Source organism: Paenibacillus sp. LPE1-1-1.1, from assembly GCF_040676435.1.
Taxonomy (GTDB): Bacteria; Bacillota; Bacilli; order Paenibacillales; family Paenibacillaceae; genus Pristimantibacillus.
Window position 1 is genome coordinate 594454 of the sequence record NZ_JBEGHY010000012.1, and the last position, 25198, is coordinate 619651.

Genomic DNA, 25198 nt, shown 5'->3' on the forward strand with positions numbered 1-25198 from the left:
ACCCCCCTTCGCTACATGTCAGTTTTGTATATCTACCCTCTCATCATCAACCGAAACGAAACCACGATTAGAAACACGGCTAAAAGCTTTAGCAGCAGTTTGGCGGGCAGGTGTCGGGCTAGTCTGGCGCCGATTTGGCCGCCAATAATAGCTCCTGGAGCTAGGCCAAGCACCATGAACCAGTCAATATTCAATAAGAAGGCGTGCGTTGACGTGCTTACGATAGCGGAAAGAAAAATTTGAAGCATGGAAGTCGCGACAGCAATATGGGGCGAAAATCCGAGTAGCAGTGTCATCGTCGGAACCATAAGGCTGCCGCCCCCTACCCCAAACAGGCTTGCCATAAACCCAACCATAAAACTAATGACGATACCCGTAGGCATGTGATAAGCATAATCGAAACGTTCACCGCAGTTATCGATTAAGCTCCGATTCACCGTTGGTTTGAAAGGCCAAGCGATTGGCTTATTCGGTTTAAATAGGAGGATTAGAGCGATTAAGATTAAGAAAATACCGAAACTAACGAAAAACATTTTTCCTTCGATCTGCTCTGCAAAAAGCGCGCCAATAACCGATCCAGGAATCGAGGCGGCAGCGAACCGAATCGCCGCCTGATAATCAATTCTCTTCTGCTTGGCATACACGTAAGTGCTTGAGATGGAATTGAACAGAAGCATCGCCATTGACGTACCGGCTAAATGAGAGGGTTGCATATCAGGAAAAAGGAAAGCCATCGCAGGTACGACGATAAAACCGCCGCCAAGGCCGACCAATGAACCGGATATTCCCGCTGCCAGTCCAATTCCTAATAAAAGCAAGAAAGTTATCACATCGCATGTCCCTTCAGCTTATTGGATTCAACGCTCATTCATCTTTCCAGAAAAAGCGCCCCGCGAATAGATGAGTTTTAAGCCAATTTCGCTGATCTTCCGACAAACGTTCGTCTTCGTCCAGTCTGGACATGATTTCTTTGGTCGAAAGCTTCCGGATCAGTTGAACGGCAACGTTGTCCGTGCTTGCATCCAGTGAGAGGATTTCGGCAGACCGGGAGTCGGCGGTCCAGCGTTTCCAAGCGGGGAGTCCCTCGCCATTCGGATCGCTATTGTTCAAGAAGCGCCGTAAATAGCTTTTCATAAGTGAAGAGAGCGCCTTGCGTCCTGATTCGTTATGCTCGGTGAACATACCCGCAGAAATACTCGGTATCGAAAAATCGCCTGTATGGAAGGGGATATCCGCGCCATGAGAAGCGCCCATAAGAAAACGGAGGGACGGATCGATAACGCCGTCTTGCAATCCCCAGCCAAATCGGTAAGCGAATATCGGCATCTGCGGGATCGAGGCCGCTAATCTCTCCGCAACTTCCTCTACATTGAATGCCCCATAAATCTCGCTTCCATATTGTACGGCTGCTTCGTAAAGCATCCTTTGTTCCGAATTGCCGAATAATTGTCCCTCCTGTAGCACTTGCGGTAGAAAATGAGGGTCACCCAAAGCAAATGTGGAAAATTCACTGGCTGTGCTTCCAAGAACGATCGGCATGCAAAGATGCGGCCGGTATTTAAAATTGTCAAAACCGCCTTCCGGAATGACAAAGCCATCTTCGAATAAGTGTGGAAATGCAGTCATACGAAGTCCGGTGTCACCGATCGATTCGGCAAAGTGAATGGCTTTCTGACGATGCAGGTAATCGGAAATCGTATCGGCAGATTGCGTTGAAATCCAATCGAGCGCCTCATCATGATTCGTCGTTTCACCCGACTTGATGAGCAACGTCGTTAGCATATCGTTTGCTTTGCCTTCGCCTTGTTCTACTGTAGCGGTCGTGCAGCCTCCGCTCATTACATACAGCTTATGGAATAGTCCTTCTCCAAGCGGAGAAAGATAAGCAGCCAATGCATTTCTGGCACCGGCGGACTGGCCCGCCAACGTTACATTGTCGGGATTTCCGCCAAAGGAAACGATGTTTTTTTGCACCCACTTTAGAGCATGTAGAATATCAAGGAGACCATAATTGCCCGAGTCATCCAAAGGATCTCCGGTCAGAAGTGCTTGATGTCGGAAAAACCCCATCGCACCTAGACGGTAGTTCACCGTGACAACGATACTGTTCGTCTCACGTGCCAATATGCCGCCCTGAAAATCCTTTCCCGAACCACCTATATTGCCGCCTCCGTGCAGAAATACGAAAACGGGTAACTTCGCTTCTGCATGATCCGGGCGCCAAATGTTCAAATATAAGCAGTCTTCGCTTCCGTTTGGAACCCCTTGAACAAACTGAACACTGTTATGATTAAAATCACTTACGGACAATACGCCTGACCATGGTTCAACCTCGCGCGGCGCTTTCCACCTGAGCTTCTCCACCGGAGGCTTCGCATACGGAATCCCCAGCCAAGCGATCGCCCCGGTTCCCGTCAGACGTATGCCCTCAAGCCGGCCGTTAGAAATTGTAACCGTTTCGTCCATTCTTTCTTTTGCACTCATAAAAAGCCCCTCGTCTCCACTCAGAATGATCGCTATCTTATCTTGTAATAGATCTTCTCTTCATTATAAGGTTCTGCTACTATAAATAATAATATATTGTTTTTTATATTATATATAACCTTATGGTTATGAATAAAAAGGTGGATTTCGATGGATTTGCTTTCCCTCCGGTACTTTCAAACTGTTGCGCGGCTTGAGAATATGACCAAAGCCGCCGAAATGCTGCATGTCTCTCAGCCTGCCATTAGCAAATTGATAGGCAATCTTGAAAAAGAATTAAAAATAAAATTGTTTGATCGCACAGGAAAATACATTCGATTAAATGAATACGGGAAGCGCTTTCTAGCGAAGGTCGATCTGGCCTTGCAAACGTTGGAGGATGGAAAAACAGAGCTCCTCGACATGGCTGAAAGGCCGACAGGAACCGTCGTGATCTTCATCCAAGTCGGATCCTATTTGCTTCCGGATATGATCACATTATTTCGGCAGCTATACCCGGAAGCCCAATTCAAATTACTTCAGCATGAGAGTCATCCCATTAACCCGGTCTTTGATCTTAGTATTTCTTCTTCTCCGTTCAGAATACCGGGAACCGAGTCCATTCCGGTATTAACGGAAGAAATCATGCTTGCGGTCCCGAGCGACCATAGGCTTGCAAACCGCGAAAGCATTCACCTATCCGAGCTCTCGGAGGACAGCTTTATTAGTTTAAAGCCCGGCAAGCAACTGCGCGAAACGACGGATTCCCTCTGTCGCGCAGCCGGATTTACGCCTCGAATCATTTATGAATGCGATGAGCCTTCAATGGTTCGCAGCTTAGTCCGTTCGGGGCTAGGCGTTTCTTTTATTCCGGCAGTCACTTGGGGCGGTTCTCAAGGCTCTTCCGTTGTTCTTATTTCCATTGAAGAACCAGTAAGTACCCGGACGATTGAGATCTCGTGGTACACGAACCGGTACATGACGAATGTTGCCCATAAGTTCAGGGCGTTTATTCAAGATTATTTCAAACAGAGTGAGCGAATAAAAAAATAACTCCCTTTGAAGGAAGTTATTTTCTAGGAAATCGCGTTACTCCAAAATTTCCGGATGAGCCCATTGGACGGGAGTCACCTTGCCCGCATGAGAGCCGGCATCGATTACAATAGCGGAACCGCTGATATAACGCGCCAAGTCAGAGGCTAAGAACAAGGCCAAATGACCGATTTCTTTAGGGTCGCCAAGCCTTCCGTTCGGGGACAGGAGCTTCGCGTATTGAGAGACGACTTCCTCAGGAGCTTGTCCCCAGATAGAGGTTCGGAACGTTCCAGGACAAATTGCATTGATGGAGATGTTGTGCGGCGCATAGTCGAGGGCTGCGCTCTTCGTTAGACCAACCACGCCATGTTTGGCGGAAACATAAGTAGCCATGGAGCTGTTGCCCAATATTCCTGCTTGGGAAGCAACGTTAATAATGAACCCGCCGGTCGACTTGGTCTTCAGAATAGCTTCGACGGCGAACTTCATTCCCAGGAAAACGCCGCGTAGGTCGATCGCCAATAATTTATCGAACTCAGCCACCGAGAATTCATGCGTGGGTCTACTCTCGGCTGCAATTCCGGCATTATTCACGAGGCCGTCTAATCGGCCGTACGTCGAGACAGCGAAATCGACGAGTCCTTTTACTTCATCCTCTTTGCTTACATCCGTTTTGAAGAAGACTGCCTCTCCGCCCGCAACTCGAATCTCCTCAGCGACCTTCGATCCCTTGTCGGCATTGATATCGGAAACTACGACCTTTAAGCCGTTCTCTGCATAACACCATGCGATCGCTTTGCCGAGACCGTCGGCAGCGCCTGTAACAATGGCAACTTTGCCTTTTGTGCTGGAAAAATCCGTCATTTAACATCCTCCTATATGGAACGTTTCCTGTCAACTCCACCTTAAGACAATTCGGGTTGCTTAACTAACGTTTTTACGACTTTACGGATGTCGTTATCACGACTTTTTTTGAAATATAAGCATAAAATTCGTGATTTTATTGTGCTTATATTTTTCCGGAATGAAACGCACTGCACCGCCAAAGGACGGTTACAGCCGTTTCACCTTAGTCGTGATAACGGCATCTAAAAAGTCGGCTAAGTGTTAGTCTGCTTATTTTCGAAATGGTATCGTGAAAAGGGAAACGAATTACAACGGAAATGGTATAGGAGGCTACTAAATATGCTGGAAGCAGTGTCTTTGCGAACGGAATATCTTGATAATCCAATGGGGTTGGATTCGGTCAAGCCGCGTCTGGGCTGGAAGCTTCGAAGCGACGGAAAAAATGTGCTGCAATGCGCATATCAGCTGCAAGCATCCGTGACAAAGAGTTTCGCTGACGTGACGTGGGACAGCGGGAGGATGGAGACAAGCCAATCGCAGCATGTCTTGTACGCAGGTCCCGAATTGAAATCGATGCAGCGCGTATATTGGCGGGTCAAGGTATGGAACAACAAGGGAGAGGAATCGCCGTTCAGCGAGCCGGTGTATTTCGAAACCGGACTGCTGCACCGTTCGGATTGGAAGGCTCGCTGGATCGAACCGGAGAAAGAGGTAGACATCGACGCCTATAAACCGGCGCCGTATATACGGAAAGAGTTTGACGTGAAGAAGGGTCTCGTCTCGGCAAGAGCCTATCTGACGGCGAAAGGATTGTACAGCTTTTATTTGAACGGGATCGAAGGTACGGACCACTTGTTTACGCCGGGATTCACCTCTTATCACAAGAGGCTGCAGGTCCAATCCTACGATGTGACTCACCTTCTGCGCGAAGGTGCGAATGCGTTGGGGGTTATTCTCGGGGACGGTTGGTGGAGAGGCACTACCGGCGGGGCAAGCCTGAAAAACAACTTCGGCTATAAAGTAGCCTTTTTGGGACAAATAGTGTTGACCTACGAGGACGGCAGTCGCGAAATCATCGCCAGCGACGATTCCTTTAAGTCGTCCCACGGACCTTTGCTGAAGACGGATATGAAGGCGGGAGAGGTCTACGACGCCACTCTCGATATCGAAGGATGGAATAAGACCGGGTATGACGATTCCGCATGGGAGCAAGTCGCCGTCACGGAGGATGGATACGACAGCTTAATCGGTACGAACAGCGTGCCGGTAAGAACGAAAGAACGTTTCACGCCTAAAGTGCTGCAGACGCCGAACGGAGAAACGGTACTGGACTTCGGGCAAAATATCGCCGGCTGGGTCGACATGCAGGTTCAAGGAGACGCGGGGACGGAGGTCGTTCTCATCCATGGAGAAGCGTTGGACAAGAACGGAAACTTCTCGTTGCAAAATCTTGCGCATGGAGAATTGACGGATTTCCAAGAGGTCCATTACATTTTGGCAGGGAACGGGGTAGAGAGCTACCGTCCGCGGTTTGCCATCTTTGGCTTCCGTTATGTCCTGCTGAAAAATTATCCGGGTACAACCGATCCGCAGAACTTTACAGCGGTGGCTGTGTACTCCGACATGGAAGAAACGGGCGATTTCACTAGTTCGCATCCGTTGATCAATCAGCTTGTATCCAACTCCAAATGGAGCCAGAAGGGCAACTTTATGGAGGTTCCTACCGACTGCCCGACACGGGAGAGGGCTGGATGGACGGGGGATGCGCAGGTCTATTCCAGAACGTCGACCGATTTCATGAATGTGTATCCTTTCTTCGAAAAGTGGATGGCCGATCTGGCAGCCGAGCAGTTCCCCGACGGATCGGTGGCAAGCACGGTGCCCACTGTCATCGGCTACCACAACTTAGCCGAATGGGAGCGGCTTTCCAAGACAAGCACCAGTCCAATGATGGCGTTTCGCAAGCCTGGAGCAGCCAGCATGCTTGACGGTTCTTCGGGTTGGGGAGATGCGGCCGTCATTATCCCGTGGACCATGTACCTATGCTATGGCGACAAGTCGATTCTGGAGAAACAGTTCGATTCCGCAAAGGCGTGGGTAGATTATATGGTCTCAAATGCGAAAGAATCGAATCAACGATTTAAGGATACCCCGGTTTATCTAAATTATACCGATGGGGAACTTGACGCGAATTACGTGTGGGATACGAAGTTCCACTGGGGAGAGTGGCTGGAAACCGACACGGAATTTACGGATCTGGCTGCGGTATTGACAAAAACCGGCGGATGCTTCCCTGACGTATCGACTGCTTATTATGCTTATTCCACCAGACTGCTTGCCGAAATGGCGCAAGTGCTTGGAAAAGTCGAAGAGGAAGCGAAGTACCGGGAGCTCTACGGCAAAATCAAGCGCGTGTACAATCGGTATTTTATAAAAGAAGACGGTCAAATTGTTGAAGGCAGGCAAGCGCCGAATGTCCGTACGCTTGCATTTGACTTGGCGGATGACGACAAAAAACAAGCTGTTGCCGACAGGCTCGCGCAACTGGTCACGGAGCAAGACTTTCATCTGAACACGGGTTTCCTGTCGACGCCGTTCATTCTCCATATGTTGGCGGATTCCGGACATGCGGATATCGCTTTCCGGTTGTTGGAGCAACAATCGTGCCCGTCGTGGCTGTATGCCGTCAGCAAGGGAGCGACGACGGTCTGGGAAAGCTGGAGAGGAATGAAGCCTGACGGCGAGTTCTCGGGATCGCTTAACCATTATTCGTACGGAGCCGTATGCGATTTTCTCTTCGCGGGCATTGCCGGAATCCGTCCGGTTTGGGACGTGCCGGGCTATAAGCATTTTATTTTGAAACCATTGCATGGTGGAACGCTTACGCATGCATCCGCTACGTTCGAATCCCCTTATGGGACTATTCAATCGGGCTGGGAAAAGACGGGACAAGGGATCATCTATCGTTTTGAAGTACCGGCCAATACGACAGCGACGATCATGCTTCCGGGCAATCAAGACGACCTGAAGAGCGGATTCGAGGATTTCCCGGATGCGCGTTACGAAGATGGCCGAATCCTGTTTACGGCGGGAAGCGGCGAATATCGCTTTACCATTTCGTTGCTGGAGATGAAAGGATAGGGATTGTAATGGTTCGTAAGGCCGTACAGCAGTTTCAAATCAGATCGGTCGTTGGAACGGAACAACAGGCCCAAGATACGCTTAAGGCAATAAAGGACGCAGGATACGATGGAATCGAGCTATGCGGTTTTCTCGTTCGACCTTTGCCGAAGGCAGCGATTGAGATGGCGAAAGCCTCAAGCATTGAACTGGAAAGCAGCGCCGAACTCGATTGGAAAACATTGATTAAACAATCCGGTCTGGAGGTGGTGGGCCTTCATGAAGATCTGGATATGATCCTTATGTTAACGGCGAGCATCGTCGCTGATGCCAAAGCATACGGAACGGATACGATTATCGTTACGGGAATGAGGAGCTTCGATTTTTCGGACAAACAAGCCGTGATTGACCTTGCGGAAAGGCTGAATCAAGCGGGCAGAATGCTTGAGAAGGAAGGCCTCCGCCTGCTGTATCATAATCACAATTGCGAGCTGCGTAAAGTCGATGCGGAGAAGACCGCGTTTCAATTACTCATCGAGCAAACGGATCCAAATTATGTGAATTTCGAGTTCGACTCCTATTGGCCTACGGAAGCCGGATATGATGCTTTGGCCCTCATGAATAGTCTTGGCAGCAGAATGAAGCTTTATCATATCAATGACCGGGGCTTCCGCGTCAATGGACCATCCGCTTCGATTATTGAGTCAGGCAGCATGGAACTGGGCTACGGCAATATGAATCTCGAAGCGCTCGTGACTACGGCGAAAAGCTACGGCGTGCAGGCCGTTATCTTGGAATCCCATACGAACTGGGTAGATGATTCTCCGATCCAATCGTTGCAGCTTAGCGCAAAATTTATGTATGAACACATAAAGTGATTGAACAAGTCGCGAAAGCGGTATCAAAAAAGTCGTCAAAGTGTTAGTCGGCACTAGGGGCATAACGTTACGATGAAGGTGTAAGCTAACGATAAATGAGGGGGATTGCAATGAGAAAGAATTTGAGATTTGTCGTTTTGACACTTGCAGCGGTTATGTTGATGGGGTTGATCAGCGCGTGCTCGTCGTCTAACAACGGAGAGAACGCTGCTACAAACACCCCATCGGGAAATTCGTCGAATACGGGCCAGGAGCCAAGCGTTAGTCCGGACGAAGCAACGAAAGATCCTTTCGAAATCGCGCTTGCGCTGCCGATCATTGGAGCAACGCCGGCAGATATTGCGTTGGTTCAAGAAGAAATGAGCAAAATCACGAAAGCGAAAATAAACGCAACCGTAAAAATTTTGCCAATTAGCATTGGCGCATGGACGCAACAAATGAATTTGATGTCATCCAGCGGCGAGAAGCTGGACCTGTTGTTCCAATTTGGACAGGGCTACAGCGCCTCTATGGCAACAGGGAAAATTATTCCGTTAGACGGTCTCTTAGATCAATATGGCGCGGGCATCAAACAAGCGATTGCTCCGGAATATTTGGCAAGCGCCAAGCTTAAAGGAGAAACTTACGGCGTACCTGTGTACAAGGACTATACAACCGGAACAAATTCGATCCTCATGGATAAAGCACTGGTGGACAAACATAAGATCGATGTAGCTTCCATCAAAGGACTCGATGATCTGGATCAGGTATTTAAGACGATTAAAGAAAACGAGCCCGGTATTGTACCGTTTGCGGTAGGGTTATCCGTTCCTTCGGATAAGTATGGCGATTATGACAAACTGGGTGATCGTTTTGGCGTTTTACCTGGATTCGACAATGGGCTTAAGGTTGAAAACGTATTTGAGTCCAAAGAGTACGAAGACTATTTGAATAAGATGCATAGCTGGTTTAAGGCAGGATATATCAACAAAGACGCGGCTACAAGCCAAGTCTCCGGTATGGAAATGGTGAAGGCGGGCAAAGCCTTTGCTTACTTCGACGGCCTTAAGGTAGGAGGAGCAGAAGTGCAAAGCGCAGCTGCAGGCAAAGAACTCATCGCTGTACCGATATCGTCGAACACCTATGCGACAACATCCGATGCGACGGCGGGATTGTGGGCAATCTCCAACAATTCTAAGAATCCTGAAAGAACGATGATGTTCCTGGACCTCATGTACTCGGATAAGGATCTTTCCAATTTGTTCTTATGGGGTATTGAAGGTAAACACTATGTGAAGGTGTCGGATACCACGATTGATTATCCGGAAGGCGTCGAAGCGACGACGGTAGGGTATTCCCTTCAAACATGGATGGTCCCTAACCAATCCATCGGCTATATTCGGACGACTGACTTGCCGAATGTATGGGAATTAACGGCGGAAGCGAATCAAAAAGCTATCAAATCGAAAGCGCTTGGCTTCGCATTCAATTCGGAGCCGGTCAAGAACGAAATTACAGCTCTCAATAATGTCATCGAACAATATAGAAAAGCCCTGGAGTCGGGAACCTTCGATCCGGCAGACAAACTTCCAGAGCTCAGAGAGAAGCTGAAGTCGTCAGGGATTGATAAAGTCATCGCGGAAAAGCAAAAGCAGCTGGACGAGTGGGCGGCATCGAACAAATAATAAAGGCAAGAGGGTTCTACCTCTAAGGCATCGCGGGGCTTAATGGGACGCTTGGGCGCATCGATCTGAAGCAACTTGATCGGATCAATGCGTCGCTCGAAGCGTCATTCATTAGGCCCTCTATTTTTCGATAAGGGGAGTAAGCTATGGCAACATTCAAAAATCCTGTTATCCCGGGCTTTCATCCCGATCCCAGCGTTTGCAGGGTCGGAGAAGATTACTATTTGGTTACGAGCTCCTTCGATTATTTTCCGGGCATTCCGATTTTCCATAGCAAGGACTTGGTGAACTGGCGTCAGTTGGGGCATGTGTTGACGCGAGAAAGCCAGTTGCCGCTTATGGGTATGCTTCCGCCGGGATATTCTCAAGGGATTTACGCGCCAACGATTCGTTATCAGGATGGGCGCTTCTACGTCATTACGACGAACATTTCCATCCAGAAAAGCTTCTATGTGTGGGCTGAGAGTCCGGAAGGGCCTTGGTCTGAGCCTATCTACCTTGAGGGCTGGGGTGGCGTAGATCCGTCATTGTTCTTCGATGAAGATGGCAACGTGTATTTGACGGGAACGGCTAACTTTTATGGGGAAAGCGCAGGTATTTATCAAGCGGAGATCGATATTGCAAGCGGGACATTATTAAGCGAGCGGCGGTTGATATGGGAAGGTACGGGCGGAAGCCATCCCGAAGGTCCGCATCTATATCGGATCAATGGGTGGTATTATCTCATGGTGGCGGAGGGCGGAACGGAATACGGACACATGGAAACGATCGCGCGGAGCCGCAGCCCGTACGGTCCGTTCGAGAGCAATCCGGCGAACCCGATCCTCTCCAATCGAAGTACGCCGAAGCCGATTCAGGGGACTGGACATGCCGATCTCGTACAAGCTGCAGACGGCAGCTGGTGGTGTGTATTTCTAGGCATCCGGCCGGTCGCTAACGCGAAACGCCATATCCTGGGCCGTGAGACGAATCTGGCGCCCGTCACTTGGAACGAAGAAGGTTGGCCGGTTGGCGGCAATCATGGCAGAGCCGAGCTTGAGCACGATGCCGGAAGTTTGCAGCTAGGAGAGCCGATTGAGTGGGTAAGCCGGGATGATTTTGATTCGGACAAGCTGCAACCGGCTTGGAATTTCTACCGGAACCCCGTCCCGGATTCGTGGTCTCTGACAGACCGGGCGGGATGGTTGACGCTCAGGGGGCAGGCTTGCACCTTGAACGACAAACAATCGCCGGCGTTCGTCGGCCGCAGACAGCAGCATTTAAATTGCGAGATCAAGACCCTGCTGGAGTTTGGGCCGTCGGAAGAAGGCGAAGAGGCCGGAATAACCGTATTCATGAACGAGAAATTCCATTACGAAGTTGCTATAACGATGAAGGACAGCAAGCCAAAGCTTATCCTGAGGCGCCGGGTCGGAACAATGTCGCTTCTCGAAGCAGAAGTGGATTACACCGAACCGACAGTCATTCTCGGCGTACATGCGAACGAAGTGTTGTATACGTTTACGTACGCTGCTCCCGGCAAGGAACCTGTTGTGATTGGCAAGGGAGAGACGGCTTTCCTATCCAAGGAAGTCGCGGGGGGGTTTACTGGCGTGTTCTTCGGGATGTATGCGACCGGGAATGGGAGGAACGCAACAACGCCTGCTCATTTCGATTATCTCGACTATCAGCCTTTGGAAGATAAACCGATGGACTTTTTCACGATTATGGCCTTATCTTGAGGAAACGTCGATTCCTGCTCTTCACGGAGCGGGATTTTTTTGTTTTGCCGGAATGACGTCTCTGCTTAAGAAGTCGTGAAAGCGTTAGCGGTTTAGTCGCGATAACGTTAGTTGGCCCTATGGCAATTGAAATATGATGATTGAGAGCTTATAGACAAAACTAGAGAGGAGCAATTCATTATGGCAAGTCAATTTCCCAACGATTTCTATTGGGGGGCCTCGACGGCCGCTCATCAGGTGGAAGGAAATAATACCCACTCCGATTTCTGGCTTATGGAAAATTTGGAGGGATCGATTTTTAAGGAGCGTTCGGGAAGCGCCGTAGACCACTATCGGCTGTTCAAGGAGGACATTGCGCTGCTCTCCTCGTTCGGATTGAATTCATACAGGTTCTCCATCGAATGGGCGAGGATTGAACCGGAAGAAGGGCGTTTCGATCCGGCAGCCATTGAACATTATCGGGACGTATTGTTGGCCTGCCAAAGTTCGAATGTAATGCCGATTGTCACCTTGCACCATTTCACTACGCCGCAATGGCTCATTCGCGCGGGCGGATGGGAATCTGCTGAGACGCCTGCCCGATTTGCCCGTTATTGTGCCCATGTCATGAAGGAATTAGGCGAATGGATTCCTTTTGTTTGCACGATCAATGAAGCGAATATCTCCATCGGAATTACGAAAATCATTAAGCGGCATCAAGCCGGGGGAGGCCAAGCGCAGGTCGGAATCAATACGGATAATATGAGCCAGATGCAAAAGTATTTTATGGCACTAGGGCAAGCTTTCGGCGTTCATCCACAAGAGGTGCATTCTTTCCTCGGTGCTCGTACGGAGAAAGGGCTGGAAGTTATCTTCAAGTCGCATACGGAGGCGAGAAGCGCGATTCGTCAGGTAAGTCCGAATACCCGGATTGGACTGTCTTTGTCGCTGTATGACATTCAATCGATTCCTGGCGGAGAAGAGCTGGCTGCTGAAGCTTACCACGAAGAATTCTTGCAGTTTCTTCCTTATCTGGAAGACGACGATTTCTTCGGTTTGCAAAATTATACCCGTATGGTATACGGGCCGGATGGTCTTCTGCCGGTTCCCGCAGATGCGGAGAAGACCCAGATGGGGAACGAGTATTATCCGGAAGCGCTTGGGGGAGTCGTTCGTTTCGTCTCCAAGTATCTAAAACAGCCGATTATGATCACAGAAAACGGGATCGGGACGGACAACGACGAGCGCCGCATTGCATTTATCGATCAAGCGTTGAAAGGTGTACAAGCTTGTATTTCGGACGGAATCCGGGTCATTGGTTATATGCACTGGTCTCTGCTCGATAACTTTGAATGGCAGCTCGGTTACTCGAAGACGTTCGGATTGATCGAAGTGGACCGTTCAACGCAAGAACGCAAGCCCAAACCGAGTGCGTATCATCTCGGAAGCATCGCTAGGGATAATTCGATATAAGAGCGGTTGAAGCCGGATCCTGAAGAGGATCCGGCTTCATAATTAAGCGGGGAGAAAAGTCGTTAAACCGTTATTGAAAAAGTCGTCAATCCGTTAGTTGGCTGTGCGGTCATCCCTTATGATAAGGATAGTCAGAAATAGAAAACACATGAACAGGAAGGGGAACGACTATGGCACAAGCCACTGTGGTAAATGCTGGGCAAGTCGTAAAGAAACAAAGGAAAAGGAAGAACCAATATCGGAAATATGCGCCGCTTCTGATTATGATGATTCCAGGTCTTCTTTACATGTTGATCAACAACTATCTCCCAATGCTCGGGATCGTCATCGCCTTTAAGGACGTGAACTTTGCCAAAGGCATTCTACAGAGTGATTGGGTTGGATTCGCGAATTTCGAGTACCTATTCAAGACTACCGATGCGTACATCATCACGCGCAATACGATTCTCTACAACCTTGTATTCATTATTCTAGGAACGGTGCTATCGTTGGCCGCTGCGATTCTGCTGAACGAAATCAAAAGCAAGGTGCTGGTGAAGGCGTACCAGAGCATCATCACGCTGCCGCATCTGATTTCCATGGTTATCGTCGGTTATCTCGGATTCGCTTTCTTAAGCCCGGACACGGGGTTCCTTAACAAGACGGTGCTGCCATGGCTCGGCATCGAGGAAGGGATTTCGTGGTATACGGAAAATAAGTATTGGCCTTGGATTCTGACCTTGGTCCATTTCTGGAAGGCCATCGGGTATTCCAGCATCGTATACTTCGCAGCGCTTCTTGGCATTGACGAAGAATATTACGAGGCGGCCAGACTTGACGGCGCTACCCGATGGCAGCAAATCCGTCACATCACGCTGCCGATTATTGTGCCGGTCATCACCATGTTGACGCTGCTAAATATCGGCCGAATTTTCTACTCTGACTTCGGGTTGTTCTATCAGGTTCCGATGAACTCCGGGGCACTGTTCGAATCAACTTCGACGATCGACACTTATGTGTTCAGAGGACTGATGGGCTCAGGCGACATCGGTATGTCCACAGCGGCGGGCGTCTATCAATCTATCGTCGGCTTTATCCTCGTCATCGTGGCAAATCTTGTCGTAAGGCGTGCCAACAAAGATAATGCACTGTTCTAAAAATCCCCCAAAAGTGACGAAGGCCTCCGTAGTGAATTCCGATTACTTTTGGGGGGCCCCGTAAAAATTAGGAGGTCTTGACATGAAAAACGAAGGCAGAGTTATAACCTGGTTTAGCCATATTTCGATGTTTCTATTCGCTGCAGTTTGTCTCATTCCGTTCCTGCTGCTCATTTCGGCATCCTTTACGGATCAGAATGCGATCACCGCTCACGGTTATTCTTTCATTCCTCAAGTGTTCAGTACGTCGGCTTATGAATATTTGTTGAATAGAGGCTCAGACATCGCGAGAGCTTACGGAGTAACGGTATTCGTTACGGTCGTCGGTACTGTGGTCGGGTTGGCCCTTACGACTTTGCTGGCCTATCCGCTATCTAGAAGTGAAACGCCGCACCGATTTCTGATCATGTTCATTGTCTTCTTTACGATGCTGTTCCATGGAGGTCTCGTCCCCTCGTACCTGGTGTATGCGCAATTGCTCGATTTTAAGAACTCGATTTGGGCGCTTATCGTACCGGGGCTGCTCACGAATGGCTTTTACGTCATGATGATGCGCACATTCTTCCAGACGACCGTGCCGCCGGCGTTAATCGAATCGGCGCAGCTGGACGGAGCCAGCGAGTACCGGACGCTTTGGTCCATCGTACTGCCGCTGTCGACGCCCGTCCTCGCGACAATCGGCTTGTTTACCTGCATCATGTACTGGAACGACTGGCAGAACGGGATGATTTACATCACCAACCCGGAGCTGTTCAGCGTCCAAAATCTGCTTAACCGAATTATGCAAGATATTCAGTTTATTAGCACTAATTTGAGCTCTAACGCAGGCGAGGCCATGCAGCAGATGCCGACCGACTCGGTTAAGATGGCCATTGCGGTAATCGGCGTGTTGCCGATCCTGGTCGCCTACCCGTTCTTTCAGAAGTATTTCATCAAAGGGATCATGATCGGTGCCGTAAAAGGTTAAATTGATCGCAAATGAGGTCCAAACGCCGCAAACCAGCACAAGAGGGTTGTGGCGATTGGACTTTCATTTCGTATATGATGGAGGAAACCGATTAAGGAGCCAGGAATATGAAGATACCCGGATTGTTGCGGCAACGAGGTTCCCTGAATTTCAAGTTGATCTTAAGCGTGCTGATCATGACGGGACCGCTGTTAAGCATGCTTTTATATAACAACTTTTATGCCATTGATGTCGTTAGGGAGCAGGTCGCGGATTCGTATAAAAACATGCTGACTCTATACATGAAACAGATCGATTCCGGATTAAACGATGTCGATGCCTATTTGAACTCCATGTTAACGGGTATTGATTTGCTTTCTCTTGATCAGGCCGAATCGGATGCGGATTATTACGATTCGAAGGTGTTTTTGTTTAACAAATTGGGCAAGGATATCGCTTTATACGACTCCCTAAGTTCTTTTTTCGTTTATGCGGAGAAACGGCAAGAGTTTATGGATGTGAATAAGACGCAAAATTTAACGTTGGAGGAAAAGGATCTCATCCAACAATATGTCTCCGATCTTATCCGATCGGCCAGCATTCTTAAGGGTAACTCGGCGCAAAGATGGCATTACGCCCGAATTGGACAAAATGATTATCTAATCGATATCGTCCGATCCGGCAGTGTGTATTTGGGCGGCTGGGTGAGAACCGACCAATTGATGGCGCCCCTCCAATCTCTTCAGATCGGAGAAGGGGGGAGCGTATTGCTCGCGAATGACCAGGGAGAACCGATTACGGACACGGAGCTTGTCGACGAGAACGGAATCCAGCTGCACCAAAGCGAAGGCGACTATTATTTAACCGGTTCTGACCGGAAATATTTGATCGTCGATTCGGCTTCCGTCAGAGGCAACTTCAAGCTGGTCGCCGTCATACCGGATCACCACATCTTGGATAGACTGCCGTACCTGCAAGGGATCATATGGATAATTACCGCTTCCTCCCTGCTCTTTATCCCGATCGGGCTGTATTCCATCAGGCAGGCCATACTCGTGCCGTTATATCGGGTCCTTCTCTCGATGAAGAAAGTCCGAGGCGGGGATTGGAGCATTCGGGTCGATATGCAAAAAGGCGGTTCGGAGGAGTTCAGAATACTCGGAGAATCATTCAACTCGATGATGACGGAAATCGAAACGCTTCGCGTCAACGTTTACGAAGAGCAGTTAAACAAGCAGAAGGAAGAGCTGCAGCGGCTGCAGCTGCAGGTTAACCCCCACTTTTTCCTGAATTCGCTAAATATCGTTTATAATTTGGCTAAGGTTAAAAATTATGAATTAACGATGAAATTGACACGGTCATTGGTACACTATTTCCGTTACATGTTCAGAAGCAATACGACATTCGTCCCATTGAAAGACGAGCTGGAGCACACCCGGAACTACTTGGGAATTCAAGCCTTGCGTTTTCCAGAGAAACTGACGTGGGCTCTTGAAGTCCCTGACTACTTGACGGATACGCCTATTCCTCCCCTCGTCATTCAGTCGTTCGTCGAAAATTCGATTAAACACGCGGTTACGATGGACAGACCCGTCCATATTTCCGTACAGATTGACTTTGTGGACGAAGACAGCGGATCCTGGGTGAAAATCAGCATTCTAGATACGGGCTGCGGGTTCGGCGAAGAGGTGCTTCGCGAACTGCAGGCGGGCAGAAGCGTCGAAAACGAACGTGGAGAGCATACCGGAATATGGAACGTTCAGCGACGGCTGAAGCTATTGTATGGAGATTCGGTATCCATTCGTTACGCTAACGATCCGGAAATCGGCGGCGCGTCCGTATTCATCATTCTCCCGATTAATCCCCTAATGGAGGACAAGCAATGAACGACCACTTGCTCATCGTCGACGACGAAATTCATGCCATCGAAGGCGTAAAAGCGGATCTCGATTTGCAAAAACTCGGGATCTCGGAGTTGTATACTGCCAATAATATCAGGCAGGCGAAAGAATGGTTCGAAAGCGCAAGAATCGATATACTGTTATGCGATATCGAGATGCCGCAAGGGAACGGCTTGGAATTGCTGACCTGGGTAAAGGAACGTTATCCGCACACGGTCACGATTTTTTTAACGAGCCATGCCGACTTCAAATACGCGAAAGAAGCGCTTTCGCTCGGCAGTCTTGACTATTTGCTTAAGCCGGTGCTCGCGGAAGAGCTGGAGAACGCTATTCGAAAGGCCCAGGCCGTAATCGACAAGAACAGCGAAAACAATCGTAACGTTAAATTCCATCAATTGTGGCAGAAGCATCAATCGTTCATTATCGAACGATTCTGGTTCGATCTGATCCACCATTCGATCCCCAGCCAACAAGCCGCGATTCGGGAGCAGGTCGAACAGCATCATATCCCGATTACGGAAGATTCGGTTTTCTTTCCGATCTTGATTTCCATCCAACGCTGGAACAAAGAGATGAAGAGCAGAGACGAGAAAATTCTTGAATACGCGCTTAAAAATTCCGCGCAAGAGATGCTTATCGGAAGCCATGATAACGGAATCTGTTTTCAGCTCGACAGAGGGTTGCTGCTCGTGATCTTGATGTCGGAAAGGGATATCCCGTGGAATGAGGAAAGGCTAAGAGAAGCCGCCGGTCTCTATGTGGAGTCTTGCCATCGCTATTTCTACTGCAACCTATCCTGTTATTTGGGACGTTCTGCAGAAGCGCATGAGATGGCCGGAATGGTCGCGGCGCTGCGGGATCGCGACCGGAACAACGTTGCGTACATCAATCGAGTATTGGCTCTCGACCGTACGGAGCAAGCGGATTACCCGGCACAGCTGCCTGAACTCGGCGCTTTGTCTTCTTTGTTGAAAACCGGAACGAAGGAATCCGTCAAGCACGAAGTGGAGAAATACCTAGACGATCTCGTTACCAACCATGAGATCAATGCGGATACGCTGCATCAATTCAGTCAGAACTTTATCCAGGTTCTGTATACGTTTCTGAACACGAATGGCATACAGGCTCACCATTTATTCGGCGATGAACCGTCAAGGCGCTTATCGGAGATGGCAGGGCGTTCCGTTACCGATATGATTGTCTGGGTTCATCATGCCGTTAACAAAGCCATGTATCAAGCGGAAGCGGTCAAGGAAAACGATACCGTCGTTCTAACCGTTAAACGGTTCATTGCGCTCAATATGGATCAAGACATGTCGAGAGAGACAATCGCTGAGCAGGTTTATTTGAATCCCGATTATTTATCCAGAATTTTCAAAAAGGAAACGGGATACTCCATTTCGGACTACGTCTTATTGGAAAAAATTAATAAAGCGAAGGAGCTGCTGCTCCAAACGAACGTGTCCGTTAGCGCCGTCGCATCTTCGGTTGGATACACGAACTTCTCACACTTTGCAAAAATATTCAAAAAGTATGTGGGAACAGGGCCGACGGAATTTCGCAACAAGCTAGGTTAAACGGAGGAAGAGGTTGTCGCTCAATGCGGCAGCTTCTTTTTTTAAAATATAGGAAAGCATAAGTTTCACTCTTATCCTTAGTCCTATATTTCAACGCGAAACGAAAGCTTAAGCCACCGAAGGACGGCGTCAGCCGTTTACGATTGGTCGTGAAAGTGTTATTCAGCATGTCGTCTAACCGTTAGTCCGCCAAAGGGCAAGAAGATATGATGAAACAAAGTACGAAAGGGGATGGGTAAAACATGAATGACAATCCGAGCGCAAGACGCCCGGTCGCTGTTCTAACGGCTTCTTATTCCGGCATCGGAACCGAACTGAGCAAGCGGCTCGCCGGCGCCGGCTATGACCTGGTTGTCATTAACAGGAGCTCCGATCGAACGAGCCAGCAGCTGCGTGATCTTCAATCCTTCGCACCCTACGTATCCGTGCAATCGATTCAAGCCGATTTATCGAATCATCAGGACATACGGCGGGCCGCCGAGCAGGTAGCGGGAACTCATGATTTTATCGATCTCCTTATCCATAATGCAGGTGTCGTAACGGAGCGATTAGAGCTATCCGTTCAAGGCAACGATCTCCATTACGAGGTGAATACGTTCGCCCCGTATTTGTTGACCGAGCTGCTCCGGCCGCAATTAGCGACCGCGAACAATGCCGTCGTCGTCGCCGTCGGTTCAAGCGGGATGAGAATGGCGCGCAATTTCGACCCTCAAGGACTGCGCAAGCCCGATAAATTCAGGAGGTTCCAGCCTTACTCCCATACGAAGCTGGCAACAGCCGCGGCATTCCATGCGATGGCCGGCGATTATGCGAAGGATGGCATTACGCTTCGGATTGCCGATCCGGGGCCAACCCGCACGCCGATGTCTCTCAGCGGAGCGATGCCGGTATGGTTCCGTTTGATTCGCTGGTACTTCGTCCCGTCTGAGTATGGAGCCGAGCGCATATTCGAAGCGGCAACTTTGCCGGCCGATGACGGCCGGAGCGGATTGTACTTCGAGTCCGGACGACCTGCCGCTCTGCCTCGTGTTGCAAGAGATACCGCTGTGCAACAAGAGTTGTTGGCGATTCTTCAAGGGATGGCGGATTCGTAAACACCATTAACATACATTAAGAGGGGGATTTACATGTTGAATCAAGTGCTGCAAAGAAAAGAACACCTGCTAGTCGATCAAGGGAGACCGTTTATTATGCTGGCGGGAGAGGTCCATAATTCAAGCTCATCATCCGCTGAATATATGGAACCTATCTGGGAAAAAGCTGTCAGGCTCGGCATGAACAGTTTATTGCTTCCCGTGACTTGGGAAATGATCGAACCCGAAGAAGGCGTGTTTGATTTCCGAATCGTGGATGAACTGATTGCTCAAGCGAGAAGGCATGAGATGAAACTTGGCTTCTTGTGGTTCGGTGCTTGGAAAAACGCCCAGTGCTATTATGCTCCATCGTGGGTCAAGACGGACTTGGAACGCTTCAAAAGGGCAGAAGTCGAGAAAGGCAAAAATAAGACAAATTTAATAGATTTCCATGGGATGTTATATACAACGCTTTCCTATCTTTGCGAAGCAACCTGTGCCGCGGATGCCAAAGCGTTTCGGGAATTGATGCTGCATATTAAAAAAGCGGACGAAAAAGAGCAAACGGTTATTTTGATTCAGGTGGAGAACGAACCGGGTCTGCAAGGGGCTGCGAGAGAACATTCCGATACGGCCGACGCCTTGTTTGAAGCGAATGTCCCGCAGTCATTTGTCGATTATATGATTACGCACACCGGAACCATGGCCGCGGATGTCCGCCAGGCCGTCGAGAATGGCGCGAAGAGCGGTAACTGGCAGGCGGTGTTCGGAGATGCAGCGGAAGAAGTATTCAGTGCGTATCACGTTGCAAGTTATATAGATAAAGTAGCTGCTGCAGGCAAGGAGATTTATCCCCTGCCAATGATGACCAACTGCTGGTTGGATAAAGGCCAGAAGGCCGGGAAATATCCGAGCGGCGGGCCGGTATCCCGGGTGATGGAAGTGTGGAAATACTGCGCGCCTAATGTGGATGTGATCGCACCGGATATTTATGTTCAAAATTTCTGCGACGTGTGCGACGAGTACGTCAAGATGGACAACCCTCTCTTTATTCCAGAGACGGCGACCCATAGCTACGCAGGCCCGAGGCTGGTTTATGTGGTGGGGCATTATCATGCGTTGGGATTTGCTCCGTTCGGTTTTGAGGACATGGGAGAGCCGTTTACGGCCATCGAAAGCTATCTTTTCGGCGTGGATATTTCCGACCCCATGTTGAAAACACCTCAAAACGTAGAGGAATACGCATGGTATAACAAAACGATTAACAGCATGATGCCGTTATTGACAGAAAAATACGGGACATCGGATTTGCAGGCCGCGATCGTCGAGCGTCCGGAACAGGACACGATGGTGTTCGGGGAGTATGGCTTCAAAGTGATGATGAATATGCCCCTTTTGACTCGGAAAGATGGGGTGTGCCTTGTGCTGAAGAAGACCGCGGACGAGTTTTATATCATTGCGAATGGCTGTGCCGTCTTCCCTTTCTCCGCAAATCCGACAAAGCCCAACGTGGATATCTTATTCCTGGAAGAAGGGCGGTTTGAACAAGGAAATTGGAAAATGACTCGGCGGCTGAATGGGGACGAGGTCGCAATCATGCGGTATGAGAAGCCTACGTTGCTGAAAATCAAATTGTTCGGGTACCGATAAAGAGGGCGCAGAAGTCGTGAAAGTGTTATTCGAGATGTCGTCTAACCGTTAGTCCAGCTTGGGTCAAAAGGATATCATTATACTTAGCAAGCATACGATCGCATGACTTAAAGGAGGTGAATACGACAATGAAATTCGATCAAAACTCCAAAGTAGGAGACTTGCTGGGGAACGCAGCAGCGAAAGTCGTGCTGGACAAATATATCCCAGGATTTTCGACTAACCCAATGACTGGAATGGCTGGAGCTTTTTCGCTCAGTCAATTGGCAGCATTCCCGCAGGCGAATGTCTCTGCGGAAGTATTGGCACTCATCGTTTCTGATTTAGCTGCTATCGAAGAATAAATAGAAGAACCAGGTATTCCGAAGAGTCGGAACCAAGGAGGTTGATTAGATGAAACTTAAGGGCAAAGTAGCGATCGTTACTGGAGCGGCATCGGGGATGGGCAAAGCAATCGCGGAGCTCTTCGCCGAAGAAGGTGCGAAAGTGGTCGTTTCCGATCTGAATGCTGATAACGCAGGCAAAGTGGCCGAGGGAATCGAGGCGAAAGGCGGAACGGCTATCGCGGCGGCAACTAATGTCGCCATCGAAGAAGACGTTCAACGCTTGATCGACATTACGGTTCAAACGTACGGTACCGTGGACATTCTCGTCAACAATGCCGGCATCATGGACAATTTTGTTCCTGCTGGGGACTTGACGGACGAGCTATGGGACAAGGTGTTCGCCGTGAACACGACCGGTCCAATGCGTACGACGCGGAAGGTTCTTCCTATCTTCATCGGCCAGAAGAAAGGCGTCATCGTGAATATCGCTTCGGCCGGCGGCTTGTTCGGTTCCCGGGCGGGTGCTGCCTATACCGCTTCGAAGCACGCCGTAGTCGGATTTACGAAAAACGTCGGCTTCCAATATGCGACGCAAGGCATACGCTGCAATGCGATCGCGCCGGGCGGGGTCGCAACGAATATCGCGTTGACCATAACGGCACCGAATCCTTTCGGTGCGGAACGTACACAGATCGGCATGGGTATTAACCCCGCCATTGGCCAACCGGAAGACATCGCGAAGGTTGCGTTGTTCCTTGCCTCCGACGACTCCAGCTTTGTCAACGGCACGACGGTTACCGCGGATGCGGGCTGGACGGCCTATTAAACGAAGAACATCGTTCCCCTTAACGAAGGCAGGCGCGGAATCCGCTCCTGTATCGTAAGGGGATTTTTTTTCTATAGATAAGAAGTCGTCAGACCGTTAGTCGATAAGTCGTAAGAGTGTTAGAGGCGAGAAGCTATTCGTCTTATCATAGGAGGATAACGGTAACACCAATTATTGAGACTGAGTCTCTGGGGGAGCGAGTAGAATGAGAAAGATCAATTCGATAAATGATGCATGGCGTTTTATACGCAATAACGAAGAGCGGGCTGAAGCCGTATCTTGCCAAGACGACCATTGGAGCGAGGTACGTCTCCCACACACCTGGAATGCGGTCGATGGGGCGAACGGGTATGAATATTACCAAGGCGCTTGCTGGTACAGAAAGGAGCTCGCCCTTGATTCTTCCGATGAGGGAAGGAAAGTGTTTATCGAATTCAACGGTTCCAATAGCATTACCGATGTCTATGTGAACGGTCGGCATGCGGGTCAGCACAAAGGCGGTTACTCCACCTTCAGGTTTGACATTACAGCTGACGTTGCCTTCGGATCGAAGAACGTGATCGCCGTTAAGGTGGATAATACGGTCGTGGACGACGTCTATCCTCAGAAAGCGGATTTTACTTTCTATGGCGGTATATACCGCGATGTGAACATCCTTGTAACGAATCCGGTTCATTTCGACGCGATGGATTATGGTTCGAGCGGCGTTTATATCGTACAGGAACAGGTGTCGAAAGAAAAGGCTCATCTCAAAATCGAATCCAGATTGGTAAATGGCAGCGACGAGGAGAAAAAAGTCAGGCTTTGGGCAGATATTGCGGATGACGATGGCGGTTCCGTAACTTATGCCGCCAAGGAAGTCGTCTTGGCCGCAGGCGAGTCAAGAACGGAAACGCTGGCATGCGTCATCGATAATCCGATAATCTGGAACGGAAGAAATAATCCCTATATGTATCAAGCTACCGTATCCATGACTAGATTTAACGACACGGTGGATGAAATCGCGATTCCGTTCGGCGTTAGGTACTTTCATGTCGACTCTGAGAAAGGTTTCTTCTTGAACGGCGAGCATTTGCCGTTGTACGGCGTATCGAGACACCAGGACAGAAAAGATATGGGCTGGGCCATAACGGAACAAGAGCAAATCGAAGATATGGCATTGATCAAAGAAATTGGAGCGACTTCGCTTCGACTCGCCCACTACCAGCACAGCCAAACTTTTTACGATTTGTGCGACAAAGAAGGCATGGTGGTATGGGCGGAGATTCCTTTCATTTCGATCATGTCAAAGAATGAAGTGGAAGGGATCAATGCCAAGCAGCAGATGTTGGAATTGATCAAACAGAATTTTAATCACCCTTCGATCATATTCTGGGGACTGCAGAATGAAATTCAAATTGGCGGAGAACGTCCGGAGGTTAGAAAACTCGTTAAAGAGTTAAATGAATTGACCAAAACAGAAGATCCTACCAGACTGACGACGATGGCCAACGTTCTATTTGTCGACGAGAAAGACGAATTCAACCGGATGACGGACGTGGTTGGATACAATAAGTATTACGGCTGGTATCACGGCAAGACAGAAGATTTCGATCCTTGGATAGACAAGTTCCATGAGATCAATCCCGACAGACCGCTTTGTATTTCCGAATACGGCGTAGAAGGGATCGTACAATACCACAGTGCTGAGCCGAAGGTGAAAGACTACACTGAAGAATACCACGCGCTGTATCATGAAGTCGCTTGGAAAATTTTTGAGAAAAAGCCGTTCCTTTGGGCAACGTATGTATGGAATATGTTCGATTTTGGAGCCAATATCAGAGATGAAGGCGGAGTCAAAGGAAGAAACAATAAAGGGCTGGTCACCTACGATAGAAAGATTAAGAAGGACGCTTTCTATATGTACAAAGCCCATTGGTCCAACGACAAATTCGTCCATATTACCAGCAAGCGCTTTGTGGATCGGGCAGAGGACGGCATTCAAGTTAAGGTCTATTCGAATTGCAGAAAGGTTACGCTTTATTTGAATGGCGAAGAGTTGCAATCTATATCCAGTGAAGAGAAAATCTTTGTCTTTGAGAGAGTTGTCCTGGCGGAGGGCATGAATGAAATTCGTGCAGTTGCAAGTGAAAATCTCGTAACTTATCAAGATCTTGCATGGTTTAATAAGTCGGAAGAACCGAATGCAAGTTATGAGGCGCCGCCGGTTGCGGATAAAGGCGAAGAAGTTAACAACTGGTTCGAACTGCCTGATACGAGCACAGAAGAGTTAGCGTCGTTACAGATTACAGACGATGTGTATTCCGCCCGTTGCACGTTTAAAGATCTGTTTGAAAACAAAGATGCGGAAATCGTCCTGAATAAGTATTTCGGAGAAAGTTTCAGGGACAGGCCGCAATACCCCATGATGCAAGGATTTACGATTGATATGTTGGCAGGTATGGCGCCGGAAAATTTCCCTGACAAGCTCATATTCGCCATTAATAAAGAACTCACCAAAATAAAAAAAATATAGTTCTGAAACGAAGGTTGAAGCCCTTTAAGCGGTTCAAACCTGTTTCTCTACTCATAGATTTATTGAAAA

General features: G+C 49.0%; 18 protein-coding genes. 15 read left to right on the forward strand and 3 right to left on the reverse strand.

Annotated elements, in window-relative coordinates:
* Window positions 1-32 precede the first annotated feature (32 nt).
* Entirely contained in the window at window positions 33-830 is a 798-nt protein-coding gene (locus MRBLPE1_RS13195) for a sulfite exporter TauE/SafE family protein (protein WP_364145938.1), read from the reverse strand.
* Between the two features lie 34 nt (window positions 831-864).
* Window positions 865-2484, reverse strand: coding sequence for a carboxylesterase family protein (locus tag MRBLPE1_RS13200; protein ID WP_364145940.1), 1620 nt, complete (start codon window positions 2482-2484; stop codon window positions 865-867).
* A 150-nt stretch (window positions 2485-2634) separates the two neighbouring features.
* On the opposite strand from MRBLPE1_RS13200, the gene MRBLPE1_RS13205 reads away from it, so the two are divergent.
* Window positions 2635-3516 carry a LysR family transcriptional regulator gene (locus MRBLPE1_RS13205; protein ID WP_364145942.1) on the forward strand — a complete coding sequence of 294 codons (882 nt, stop codon included), beginning with the start codon at window positions 2635-2637 and terminating at the stop codon, window positions 3514-3516.
* Window positions 3517-3552: 36 nt separating this feature from the next.
* Here the strand turns inward: MRBLPE1_RS13205 and MRBLPE1_RS13210 are convergent, their stop codons facing one another.
* On the reverse strand, window positions 3553-4362 hold the full coding sequence (locus MRBLPE1_RS13210; protein WP_364145944.1) for an SDR family NAD(P)-dependent oxidoreductase: 810 nt from the start codon (window positions 4360-4362) through the stop codon (window positions 3553-3555).
* Window positions 4363-4683: 321 nt separating this feature from the next.
* On the opposite strand from MRBLPE1_RS13210, the gene MRBLPE1_RS13215 reads away from it, so the two are divergent.
* From MRBLPE1_RS13215 to MRBLPE1_RS13280, 14 genes are all read left to right on the forward strand, one after another.
* Window positions 4684-7485 (forward strand): family 78 glycoside hydrolase catalytic domain, encoded by a 2802-nt coding sequence (locus MRBLPE1_RS13215; protein WP_364145945.1) that lies wholly within the window; start codon window positions 4684-4686, stop codon window positions 7483-7485.
* 8 nt (window positions 7486-7493) lie between these two features.
* A complete protein-coding gene (locus MRBLPE1_RS13220; protein ID WP_364145947.1) occupies window positions 7494-8342 on the forward strand; it encodes a sugar phosphate isomerase/epimerase family protein in 849 nt (282 codons plus the stop codon).
* A 110-nt stretch (window positions 8343-8452) separates the two neighbouring features.
* Entirely contained in the window at window positions 8453-10006 is a 1554-nt protein-coding gene (locus MRBLPE1_RS13225; protein ID WP_364145949.1) for an extracellular solute-binding protein, read from the forward strand.
* Between the two features lie 146 nt (window positions 10007-10152).
* On the forward strand, window positions 10153-11727 hold the full coding sequence (locus MRBLPE1_RS13230) for a glycoside hydrolase family 43 protein (RefSeq protein ID WP_364145951.1): 1575 nt from the start codon (window positions 10153-10155) through the stop codon (window positions 11725-11727).
* Window positions 11728-11907: 180 nt separating this feature from the next.
* The gene (locus tag MRBLPE1_RS13235) at window positions 11908-13179 is read left to right on the forward strand and encodes a glycoside hydrolase family 1 protein (RefSeq protein ID WP_364145953.1); all 1272 of its coding nucleotides are present in this window, start codon (window positions 11908-11910) and stop codon (window positions 13177-13179) included.
* Window positions 13180-13349: 170 nt separating this feature from the next.
* A complete protein-coding gene (locus MRBLPE1_RS13240; RefSeq protein WP_414698869.1) occupies window positions 13350-14315 on the forward strand; it encodes an ABC transporter permease in 966 nt (321 codons plus the stop codon).
* 82 nt (window positions 14316-14397) lie between these two features.
* A complete protein-coding gene (locus MRBLPE1_RS13245; RefSeq protein WP_364145954.1) occupies window positions 14398-15282 on the forward strand; it encodes a carbohydrate ABC transporter permease in 885 nt (294 codons plus the stop codon).
* 107 nt (window positions 15283-15389) lie between these two features.
* On the forward strand, window positions 15390-17147 hold the full coding sequence (locus tag MRBLPE1_RS13250; RefSeq protein ID WP_364145956.1) for a sensor histidine kinase: 1758 nt from the start codon (window positions 15390-15392) through the stop codon (window positions 17145-17147).
* A complete protein-coding gene (locus MRBLPE1_RS13255; protein ID WP_364145957.1) occupies window positions 17144-18739 on the forward strand; it encodes a response regulator in 1596 nt (531 codons plus the stop codon). The genes MRBLPE1_RS13250 and MRBLPE1_RS13255 overlap by 4 nt, the downstream gene beginning before the upstream one ends.
* 242 nt (window positions 18740-18981) lie before the next feature.
* Entirely contained in the window at window positions 18982-19833 is an 852-nt protein-coding gene (locus tag MRBLPE1_RS13260) for an SDR family NAD(P)-dependent oxidoreductase (protein WP_364145958.1), read from the forward strand.
* 33 nt (window positions 19834-19866) lie between these two features.
* The gene (locus MRBLPE1_RS13265) at window positions 19867-21462 is read left to right on the forward strand and encodes a DUF5597 domain-containing protein (protein ID WP_364145960.1); all 1596 of its coding nucleotides are present in this window, start codon (window positions 19867-19869) and stop codon (window positions 21460-21462) included.
* Between the two features lie 128 nt (window positions 21463-21590).
* Entirely contained in the window at window positions 21591-21806 is a 216-nt protein-coding gene (locus MRBLPE1_RS13270) for a hypothetical protein (RefSeq protein WP_364145962.1), read from the forward strand.
* A 49-nt stretch (window positions 21807-21855) separates the two neighbouring features.
* Window positions 21856-22614: an SDR family oxidoreductase gene (locus MRBLPE1_RS13275; RefSeq protein ID WP_364145964.1), complete on the forward strand. Its 759-nt coding sequence runs from the start codon at window positions 21856-21858 to the stop codon at window positions 22612-22614.
* A gap of 205 nt (window positions 22615-22819) precedes the next feature.
* Entirely contained in the window at window positions 22820-25129 is a 2310-nt protein-coding gene (locus MRBLPE1_RS13280; RefSeq protein ID WP_364145965.1) for a glycoside hydrolase family 2 protein, read from the forward strand.
* Window positions 25130-25198 lie beyond the last annotated feature (69 nt).